General features: G+C 66.1%; 6 protein-coding genes. 2 read left to right on the top strand and 4 right to left on the bottom strand.

Features of this window, described 5'->3' with window-relative positions; all coding sequences use genetic code 11:
* Window positions 1-37: 37 nt before the first annotated feature.
* Window positions 38-1,669: a TldD/PmbA family protein gene (locus EKL94_RS07885; RefSeq protein ID WP_185830006.1), complete on the bottom strand. Its 1,632-nt coding sequence runs from the start codon at window positions 1,667-1,669 to the stop codon at window positions 38-40.
* A gap of 683 nt (window positions 1,670-2,352) precedes the next feature.
* On the opposite strand from EKL94_RS07885, the gene EKL94_RS07875 reads away from it, so the two are divergent.
* Window positions 2,353-2,967 (top strand): DUF938 domain-containing protein, encoded by a 615-nt coding sequence (locus tag EKL94_RS07875; RefSeq protein ID WP_126928661.1) that lies wholly within the window; start codon window positions 2,353-2,355, stop codon window positions 2,965-2,967.
* Here EKL94_RS07875 and EKL94_RS07870 read toward each other — a convergent pair whose 3' ends face one another.
* From EKL94_RS07870 to EKL94_RS07860, 3 genes are all read right to left on the bottom strand, one after another.
* Window positions 2,968-4,290, bottom strand: a complete 1,323-nt coding sequence (locus EKL94_RS07870) for a type II toxin-antitoxin system HipA family toxin (protein WP_126928660.1) — start codon at window positions 4,288-4,290, stop codon at window positions 2,968-2,970.
* A gap of 3 nt (window positions 4,291-4,293) precedes the next feature.
* Complete coding sequence (locus tag EKL94_RS07865; RefSeq protein WP_126928659.1) at window positions 4,294-4,551, bottom strand: helix-turn-helix domain-containing protein; 258 nt, start codon at window positions 4,549-4,551, stop codon at window positions 4,294-4,296.
* A gap of 156 nt (window positions 4,552-4,707) precedes the next feature.
* Entirely contained in the window at window positions 4,708-8,394 is a 3,687-nt protein-coding gene (locus tag EKL94_RS07860) for an indolepyruvate ferredoxin oxidoreductase family protein (protein ID WP_126928658.1), read from the bottom strand.
* Window positions 8,395-8,563: 169 nt separating this feature from the next.
* Here EKL94_RS07860 and EKL94_RS07855 point away from each other — a divergent pair, with 169 nt between their 5' ends.
* The gene (locus EKL94_RS07855) at window positions 8,564-9,199 is read left to right on the top strand and encodes a tetratricopeptide repeat protein (protein WP_126928657.1); all 636 of its coding nucleotides are present in this window, start codon (window positions 8,564-8,566) and stop codon (window positions 9,197-9,199) included.
* Window positions 9,200-9,880: the final 681 nt, after the last annotated feature.

The following is a 9,880-nucleotide window of genomic DNA, read 5'->3' as shown; positions in this document are numbered from 1 at the left end:
TTTGCAAGGCTGCTCTCCATGTCGAAGGATGGGTGGCTCAAGCGCCGAGACTGCGCGCGGTGTTGATGATGTTGATGCCGTTGAAGCGGGTGGTGGATGAACCGTGCGAGACCGCCGAGACCTGGCCGGGCTGGCCCTTGCCGTCGAAGAACGAACCGCCCAGGCGGAAGTCGCGTTCATCGCAGATGGCGGTGCAGGCGTTCCAGAACTCCGGCGTGCGGATCTGGTAGGCCGCATCCTCGACCATGCCGGCGATCTTTCCGTCCTTGATCTGGTAGTACAGCTGGCCGCCGAACTGCGCGTTGTAGCGCTGCTGGTCGATCGAATACGACCCCCGGCCGTGGATGTAGATGCCGTTCTCCACGTCCTTGATCATGTCCTCGACGCTGAGCGGCTGCTTGCCCGGCGCCAGCGAGACATTGGCCATGCGCTGGAACTGCACACTGGACCAGGAATCGGCGTAGCTGCAGCCATGCGATGCATCGCGGCCGAGGATATGGGCTTCATCGCGGGTGGCCTGGTAATCGACCAGGATGCCGTCGCGCACCAGATCCCAGCGCTGGGTCTTCACGCCTTCGTCGTCGTAGCCGACCGCACCGAGGCTGCCCGGCTGGGTCTTGTCGGCGAAGAAGGTGACGATGTCGCTGCCCCAGCGGAAGCCGGCATCGCGCTTGTCCAGCGTGGCGAAGCTGGTGCCGGCGTAGTTGGCTTCGTAGCCAAGCACGCGGTCCAGCTCCAGCGGGTGACCGACATTCTCGTGGATGGTCAGGAACAGGTTGGACGGGTCCAGCACCAGGTCGTACTTGCCGGGCTTCACCGACGGCGCCTTCAGTTTCTCGCGCGCGTGGCGGGCGGCGGCGATGGCGTCCTCGACCGGGTCGTAGGAGTCGCGGTAGGCGGTGATGCCACCGGGCAGATGCACCTTGCCGCGCGCATCGCCATCAAGGAATTCGTAGCCCATGCCCATCGGCGAGGACAGGCCGGCGCGGGTGCGGAACTTGCCGCTGGCCTTGTCGATGGCGGTGGCGGTGAATGGCAGCCAGATGCGATGGATGTCCTGGTCGATGAACGAGCCGTCGCTGGAGGCGAAGTACTTCTGCTCGTTGACCAGGAACAGTGTGGAATTGATGTAGTCGGCACCCGCATTCAGCGCGGCGGCGTTGAGCGCCAGCAGCAGCTCGACCTTGTCCTGGATTGGCACTGCCATCGCATTGCGGCGCACCGGCGTCTGCCAGCGTACCTCGCCGACCGACGGCGTCGGTGCCAGCTGCACCGGCCGGGTCTGGATGCCGGCGTTGGCGCGGGCGATCGCCGCTGCCTGCTCGACTGCGGCGCGCACGGCGGCCTCGGTCTGCTGATGGGTTGCAGCGAAGCCCCAGGCGCCGTTGACGATCACCCGCACGCCCACACCGGACGATTCGCGGTTGGTCACATTGCCGACCTGGTGTTCGCGGGTGATGACCGACTGGTTGAGATAGCGGCCGATGCGGACATCGCAGTAGCTGGCCTTGGCCGTGCGTGCGGCGGCCAGCGCCACGTCCGCCAGGCGCCTGCGCTGGGCGGTATCGACCGGGGCGAGCAGCTGCTCGGCGGCGATGGCACGGGAATGCGGCAGCAGCAGGCCCGCCAGGCCCAGACCGGAAAAAGCCAGGAACTCACGTCGTTGCACAGCGTTTCTCTCTCTCGCTTGCGTGCGGTTGGCAACGGGCCGGACCGATCACGTCAACTCCTCGACTTTCGCCAGCGCGGCGCGTCCGGGCAAGTGACTGCAGTCATGGTTGGGTGGGTTTCGGCAGGGCTTGCAGCCCTGCACCTGCTTCAAGCCAGGGCAACGTCAACGTCAAAAGCAGGCTATCCGTGGGATGGCGGGGCGGTGTGCGTGGGCAGGACACGCCGTAAACCCGTCCATGGGGGCTCGATGGCGCCATCCATGGCGCCAACGGTCCTGCCCACCCACACCGCCCCGCCTCTGACAGATCTCCGCGATCTGATGGACTCACGCCATGCGTGGATGGATCTCCATCTGAATCGACAATTTCGAATTGAACTCGGAAAACATCCACGCATGGCGTGGATCTACTGGCCACCGGCCAACTGTCGAAGGCGGGGTGGGTCCGGTTGCGGGGGTGTCCGCGGCATGGATGCCGCGGCCAAGGCTACATGGAGGTACTTGCGCCGTCCCCCGCAATCGGACCCACCCCGCCATCCCGCAGGAAGCCCGCTGTTGCTGTTGCTTTGGCTGTTGCTTTGGCTGTTGCCGTTGCTCCGGCTTCGGCGGGTGCAGGGCGCAGCCCTGCTCAGAACACCCCCCTCGTGCACAATGGGGCCGACCCCGCCTGGACACCGTCCCTGATGTCGAGCAAGCCGTATTCAGAAGCCTGCGAGCGCAACCGCGAACCCATCGCCACCGCACTCGACCCGTGGATGGGCGACCGCCACCGGGTGCTGGAGATCGGCAGTGGCACCGGCCAGCATGCGGCCTTCTTCGCCGAGCGCTGGCCGTGGCTGCGTTGGCAGCCCAGCGATCACCCGGATCATCTGCCCGGCATCGAGGCCTGGCGCGCCGAGGCGGCGCTGCTGAACCTGCTGCCGCCGGTGGCGCTGCAGGTGGAACTGTCGCCCGCCACTGGCCTGAGCCTGCCGGAAGGCAGCACGTTCGACGCCGCATTCAGCGCCAACACGTTGCACATCATGGGCTGGGAGTACGTGCAGGTGTTGTTCGGCGCGCTGCCGCCCCTGCTGCGCCACGGTGCGCTGCTGGCGGTCTACGGCCCGTTCAACTACGGCGGTCGTTACACCAGTGACAGCAACGCGCAGTTCGATGCCTGGCTGAAGGCACGTGATCCGCGCAGCGGCATCCGCGATAGCGAAGCGGTGCAGGCGCTGGCAGCGGACAACGGCTTCACGAGGTTGGGAGATCTGGCGATGCCGGCCAACAACCGGGTGTTGTTGTGGCGATGGGGGTAGTCAGGCGTCTGCTGCCATGCTCGCAAGGCGCACCGCAGCGGCACGCAGCCCTTGGAAGATCGGCTCGGATACCGGCGCTGGAAACGCGTTGGGGAGCTGACGCTTGACCTGCTCGATAGCGGGCTCGACAGCACCGATCAGCTCCTCGATCCACGGCTCCGCACCCGCGGTCACACCACAGGCCCGCGCCGTCTCATTCCAATGGCGTCGCCTTACAAGATGCAGCCTGCGATGGCGATTCTTGCCTTGCACGGCCATCGCAAGCTGCGCATTGTGCGGGTCAAGCTGGTGGGGGCCGCGACCCAGAATGGGATACACCGACAGTACATCGTAGACAGGTGTCAGGCGGAAGCGGCCACCGGGCGCAAGATGCACACTGAAATTCTTCGCATGGCCATCGGTTGCGGCAAGCATCCAGAACAGGATCTGTGTCTTGAAGAACGTCTCCCGGTCTTCGGGGTGCTCGGACTGCCGAAGCAGATCCATGATGGCCACGATGCCAGGACCGCCGTCAGATTCATATTTCCGCTCAGCAGGAAGGCCGAACACCTGGCACATGTCTTCCTGCGGCAGCCGGAGCCACCATCGACCCTCTGCTGCCAGTCGCCGGTCGAAGCGCTCGACGATCAACGCACGCTGATCTTCGAACTGCCCCATCTGTGTCTTCGCCACCGGAATGCCAAACGCTGCAAGCAGGTGCATGCACAGCCATTCGTTCTCCACCGACTGATGCATGTCCGCCCGCATATTGCCGACGATGCCCAAGGGCAGCTTGAAGATGTGCGTGGACGGTGTGCTTCCAGTCGGAATACACCATCGACCCTGGTGCAGCAGCAGCCCCGTCTTTTCCTGCGCGCCGGCGATGGATATGCGGAAAGCTTCGTCGCTGGCTGATGAGCCGGGGAAGGCTTTGCCGGTGACCTGGCGAAGCAGCTCCGCAGTGCCTTGGTCGGTCAACGGTCGACATGAAATCTGCTGGATCGACTCCGGAACACGCGGCAGCGGCAGCAACTGCACCGCACCCACGCAGTCCCGTCCAATGGCTTCCAGCAGATCGAAGGTATCGCTGCTGCGTGTAGCGAACCGGTCCCGGATCCGGTTGCGGATGGTGATGTTGTCCGGGAGCAGGTTGTCAAAGTAGTCGCTGACGACGGCGCCTCGATGGCTTTCCCCGCTGGGAAGCAGGGGCAGCGACAACGAGAGTGGGCGGGCTTGTGGTGAGCCGAGCCATTCGCTGAGGTAAGTCAGTCGGGATGTTCCGTTCCGCCCCTCATGCCAGAGCGCTACCTCGACACCATTCATCCAGATCCGCAACGTACCCATGGCTCACCATTCCGAAGTCGACGTGCTTTCCCCGGGACTTCGCTGCTGCAGGCTGACCTCCATGCCCAATACGGCCCAGACCCGCATCAAGCGCTCGAAGGTAGCTGACGCTGGATCGCGTTCCAATGCGCCAACTGCCTGGCGGGAGATGCCCAGTCGCTCGGCCAGCTGGGCTTGACTCAGCCCCGCTTGACGTCTGAACGCGCGCATCAGCGGCGCAAGTTGCTGCGGTGTTCTCACCGTATGCAGCGGCCTGTCCATACCGGCAGTCCTCAGGAAAGATGACCGTACGCCATCACGTACGCAAAGGATAGGTTGCTTTACGACAGGCAAACTATCTCTTTCCTGCGCCATAGGCAACCTATGGGTTGCCTATCCAAAAGGCAACCTATAGGTTTCTTTATTGTGGCCGCGCTACTACGCCACCTGCACGATATGAAGCGCCTTCGGGTTTCGCCACTGCGCCAGCAGGGCGGCTTCGCGCGCCTTGGCCTGCTCGAAATGCGCTTCCTTGACGTGGCCGAAGCCGCGGATGTGCTCGGGCACGCTGGCGATTTCCACGGCCAGGGCCAGACGGTCGTCATCCAGGCCGTCCAGCAGCACCTGCACGGTGGCCTCGTAGTCGCCGATCAGCTGGCGCTCCATGCGGCGTTCTTCGGTGCGGCCGAACACGTCGAGTCGACCGCCACGCAGGAACTTCAGCTTGGCCAGCAGGCCGAAGGCCTTGAACATCCACGGGCCGTATTCCTTCTTCAGCAACCGGCCCTGCTCGTCCTTCTTGGCGAACAGCGGCGGTGCCAAGTGGAAGCGCAGCTGGTAGTCGCCCTCGAACTGCTGCTGCAGGCGGCGCTGGAAATCGCCGCTGGTGTACAGGCGGGCCACTTCGTACTCGTCCTTGTAGGCCATCAGCTTGAACAGGTAGCGGGCCACCGTCTCGGTCAGCGCGGTGGAACCACCGATGCGGTCGGCTTCGGCGGCGCGCACGCGCTCGACCAGGGTGCGGTAGCGGTTGGCGTAGGCAGCGTCCTGGTACTCGACCAGGAACGCGGCGCGACGCTCGATCATTTCATCCAGCGAGCGCGACAGGCGCGCGTCGTCCAGCGGCAGGAATGCCACGTCGCCACCGTGCGAGGGCAGGCCACGCAGTTCGCGTTCGTCGCCGGTGTTGCGCGGTGCGGCGGTGGCACCCCATTCGTTGCCTTCCCACTCGCCCGGCGGCAGCGGATGCAGCGGGCCCGGGGTGGATTCGGTATCGGTGTGGCGGTTGCGCACCAGGCCGGCGGCCTGCTGCACGGCCTGCGGGTCGACCACGGCCAGGCGGCCCCAGGCGAAGGCCTGCTGGTTCATCGCCACGGCAGCGCCGTTGAGCTCGATGGCGCGCATCAGTGAGTCGAACGACAGCGGCACCAGGCCCTGCTGCCACGCGTAGCCGAGGATGAACAGGTTGGCGGCGATGGCATCGCCCAGCAGCGCGGTGGCCAACTGGGTGGCATCGAGCAGCAGCGGCTCCTCGCCACCCAGCGCCACGCGCACACCGGCGACGATGTCGGCGGCGGGGAACTGCATGTCCGGGCGGGTGGTGAAGGTGCCGGGCATCGCTTCGTAGGTGTTCAGCACCACCTGCGAACGGCCGGCGCGCACCTTCGACAGGGCCCAGTAGTCGTTGACCACCACCATGTCGCAGCCCACCACCAGGTCGGCTTCGCCGGCGGCGATGCGCACGGCGTGGATGTCTTCAGGGCGACGGGCAATGCGGATATGCGTGGTCACCGCGCCGCCCTTCTGCGCCAGGCCGGTCTGGTCCAGCACGCTCGCGCCCTTGCCTTCCAGGTGGCCGGCCATGCCCAGCAATGCGCCGATGGTCACCACGCCGGTACCGCCGACGCCGGTGATCAGGATGTTCCAGGGCTGTTCCAGGGTGCCGCGGATGGTCGGTGCCGGCAGGTTGTCCAGCAGGGTGGAGGCATCGCGCTTGCTGCCCTTGCGCGGCTGGCCACCGTGCACGGTGACGAAGCTCGGGCAGAAGCCATTCACGCAGGAATAGTCCTTGTTGCAGTTGGACTGGTCGATCTCGCGCTTGCGCCCGAACTCGGTTTCCTTCGGCAGCACCGACACGCAGAAGCTCTTCTTGCCGCAGTCACCGCAGCCTTCGCAGACCAGCGAATTGATCAGCACGCGCTTCTGCGGGTCTTCCAGCTTGCCGCGCTTGCGGCGGCGGCGCTTCTCGGTGGCGCAGGTCTGTTCGTAGATCAGGATCGAAACACCCTTCACTTCGCGCAGGCGCTTCTGCACTTCGTCCAGTTCGCTGCGGTCGTGGAACTCCACGTCGCTGGGGAAGTGCTCGCGCTGGCCGGTCCACTTGCCGATGTTGTCCGACAGCACCACGATGGTGTGGATGCCTTCGGCGCGCATCTGCTTTGCGATGTCCGGCACGCTCAGCGGGCCGTCCACCGGCTGGCCGCCGGTCATCGCCACCGCGTCGTTGTAGAGGATCTTGTAGGTGATGTTGACGCCGGCGGCGACCGCCTGGCGGATCGCCAGCGAGCCGCTGTGGAAGTAGGTGCCGTCGCCCAGGTTCTGGAACACGTGCGGGGTGTCGGTGAACGGCGCCTGCCCTGCCCAGGTCACGCCTTCGCCGCCCATGTGGGTGAAGGTATCGGTGCTGCGGTCCATCCAGGTCACCATGTAATGGCAACCGATACCGGCCAGCGCACGCGAGCCTTCCGGCACCTGGGTGGAGGTGTTGTGCGGGCAACCGGAGCAGTAGTGCGGCACGCGCGGGAAGCTGGCGCGCGGTAGCGCAAGCTCGGCTTCCTTCTCCTGCATCCACTGCAGGCGCTGCTCGATTGACTCGTTGTTGAAGAACTTCTGGATGCGGCGACCGATCACGCCGGCAATGGTGGCCGGGGTCAGTTCACCGGTGGACGGCAGGATCCATTCGCCGCTCTCGTCGTACTTGCCGACGATGGACGGGCGCTGGCCCCAGCTGGCCGGCCAGTTGAAGAACTGTTCCTTCATCTGGCGCTCGATGAAGGCGCGCTTCTCCTCCACCACGATGATGTCTTCCAGGCCCTGCGCGAAGCGCGCGATGCCCTGCGGTTCCAGCGGCCAGGTCATGCCGACCTTGTACACGCGGATGCCGATGTCAGCGCATGCGGCTTCATCCAGGCCCAGGTATTCCAGCGCCTGCAGCACGTCCAGGTAGCTCTTGCCGGTGGTGACGATGCCCAGCCGCGCGCGCGGCGCATCCATCACCACCTTGTCGATGCCGTTGGCGCGGGCAAACGCCTGCGCCGCCTTCACCGCATAGCGGTGCAGGCGCATTTCCTGGTCCAGCGGCGGGTCCGGCCAGCGGATGTTGAGGCCAGCCGACGGCATCTCGAAGTCTTCCGGCAGCACGATGCGGCGCGCCATCGGATCGACCTCGACCGAGGCCGACGATTCCACCGTCTCGGCAATGGTCTTGAAGCCGACCCAGCGGCCGGTATAGCGGCTCATCGCCCAGCCCAGCAGGCCCATGTCGAGGATGTCCTGCACGCCGGCCGGGTTCAGCACCGGCATCATCGCGCTGACGAACTCGTCCTCGCTGCCATGCGGCAGGGTCGAACTGCGGCAGGCATGGTCATCGGCGGCCAGCGCCAGCACGCCGCCGTAGCGCGAGGTACCCGCAGCATTGGCATGCTTGAACACGTCGCCGCAGCGGTCCACGCCCGGGCCCTTGCCGTACCACATGCCGAACACGCCCTGCACGTTGGCGCCGGGGAACAGGTTGGTCTGCTGCGTGCCCCACACCATGGTGGCGCCCAGGTCCTCGTTCAGGCCCGGGGTGAACTTCACCTTGGCTGCTTCAAGATGCTTGCGCGCGCGCCACAGTTCCAGGTCGAAGCCACCCAGCGGGCTGCCACGGTAGCCGCTGACGAAGCCGGCGCTGTCGATGCCTTCGGCGGCGTCGCGCAGGCGCTGCATCAGCGGCAGTCGCACCAGCGCCTGCACGCCACTCAGGTAGATCCGCCCCTCACTGCGGGTGTACTTGTGGTCGAGCGTGTAATCACGGTCGAGCAGGTCGGCGGAAGAGGGCGAAGTGAGTTGCGCGGTACTGGTCATGGCTGGCCCGGTAGGATCGGCTGGCACCGGCCGCGTGCAGGCACGCAGCGGGAAAGGCGCGAATTGTAGCAGCGGGGCCGCGCAGGCCCCGGCACTCGCGCCCGTGGCGGTGCTGGGGTTAGGATCGGGGAGAGAGAGGGAGGCTGCAGTTGCGGCCTGGGGAGAAGGGATGTCAGTTCCAGGAAAGATCCTGGCCAGCGTGCTGCTGGCCTCGGGAGTGGCTACTGCGTGGGCCGCGCCGGCCGTGCCGGCACCACAGGAGTTCTACTTCGACAACGACCCGGCGGCCACGCCGATGGTGGCGGTGCAGGGCGAGGGCGATGACCTGGTGGCCCAGCTGGTCAAGCTGCGTGAACGCGGCCGCCGCGCGGTCGAGGCGACGGTACAGCTGGCATCGGTGGCCGGGGCGCAGGGTCGCGGTGAACTGGCCGAACAGTTGTACGGCGAAGCCCTGAAAGAAGCCCCGGCGCAGAGCAGCAGCGGCCGCAGCGTGCGCTGGAACTACGGCTGGGACCTGCTCCGGCAGGGCAAGGCAGAGGCGGCGCTGGAGCAGTGGCTGGTATCGGCCAGCAACGCCCGTACGAGGCCCACCTGGGTGCCACCGACCTATGCGCTGGCATTGTGGCGGATGGGGCAGAAGCAGGAGGCGGTGCAGTGGTATGCGGCTGCGGTACGCACCGAGCCGACGCAGTGGAATACCACGGCCAACTATGGGCAGCTGCTGCCGCAGTGGCGTGAGGATGAGCGCGCGTCGCTGGCCGAGGTGCAGCAGGCGTGGGTTGCCGCGCCGCCTGCCTGGCCCTGAGGGAGGGGGTTCGGCCGGGTTGCACCCGGCACCCGCAGAGGCAACAGCAACAGCAACAGCAACAGCAACAGCGGGCAATCCGCGGGATGGCGGTGCGGTGTGGGTTGGCAGGACACGCCGTAAACCCCCAGGCCGGCCCAGCCGCTGGCGGCTGGGCGTTCGGGCGCTTACGAAGCACTGCTTCGCAAGCAAAGCGCCCTCACCCCTGGGGGCTCGATGGCGCCTTGCTCGTGTGCGCTGTCCTGCGCACACGGCAGGGCCGGGGTTGGGCGTCCTGCCCAACCCGCCCGAGGCATGCCTCGGGCCCATGGCGCCAACGGTCCTGCCAACCCACACCGCCCCACCTCTGACGGTTCGACGCTGCTGTTGGTAGGTGTCGACCTTGGTCGACACGGTAGATCCACGCCATGCGTGGATGAATCTGCATCGGAATCGAGTATTCGATATCTGATCGAAAGGCAGCCGAGCGTGGGCTCGGCTCGACAAAAAGCAGCCAGCCAAGCGCTTCTGCTTTTCTTTTTTCTTTTCCGTGGCGGACGCACTCGGAAATTGTCAGAGGCCGAGCGGGGTGGGTTCGCGGGGGTGTCCGCGGCATGGGTCGGGCGCATGCGCCCGACGGGTTGGGCAGGACGCCCAACCCCGGTCTTGCCGTGTGCGCAGGACAGCGCACACGTGCAAGCC

The sequence above is a fragment of the Stenotrophomonas maltophilia genome, from assembly GCF_003970865.1.
GTDB classification, from domain to species: domain Bacteria; phylum Pseudomonadota; class Gammaproteobacteria; order Xanthomonadales; family Xanthomonadaceae; genus Stenotrophomonas; species Stenotrophomonas maltophilia_AR.
The sequence above is the reverse complement of the archived record's forward strand: the minus strand, read 5'-3'. Positions and strand labels throughout refer to the sequence as shown.

Bases quoted from the DNA above. Each gene is read 5' to 3' on its own strand.
- EKL94_RS07860 (WP_126928658.1), bottom strand. From the start codon at position 8,394: ATGACCAGTACCGCGCAACTCACTTCGCCCTCTTCCGCCGACCTGCTC.
- EKL94_RS07865 (WP_126928659.1), bottom strand. From the start codon at position 4,551: ATGGACAGGCCGCTGCATACGGTGAGAACACCGCAGCAACTTGCGCCG.
- EKL94_RS07870 (WP_126928660.1), bottom strand. From the start codon at position 4,290: ATGGGTACGTTGCGGATCTGGATGAATGGTGTCGAGGTAGCGCTCTGG.
- EKL94_RS07855 (WP_126928657.1), top strand. From the start codon at position 8,564: ATGTCAGTTCCAGGAAAGATCCTGGCCAGCGTGCTGCTGGCCTCGGGA.
- EKL94_RS07875 (WP_126928661.1), top strand. From the start codon at position 2,353: ATGTCGAGCAAGCCGTATTCAGAAGCCTGCGAGCGCAACCGCGAACCC.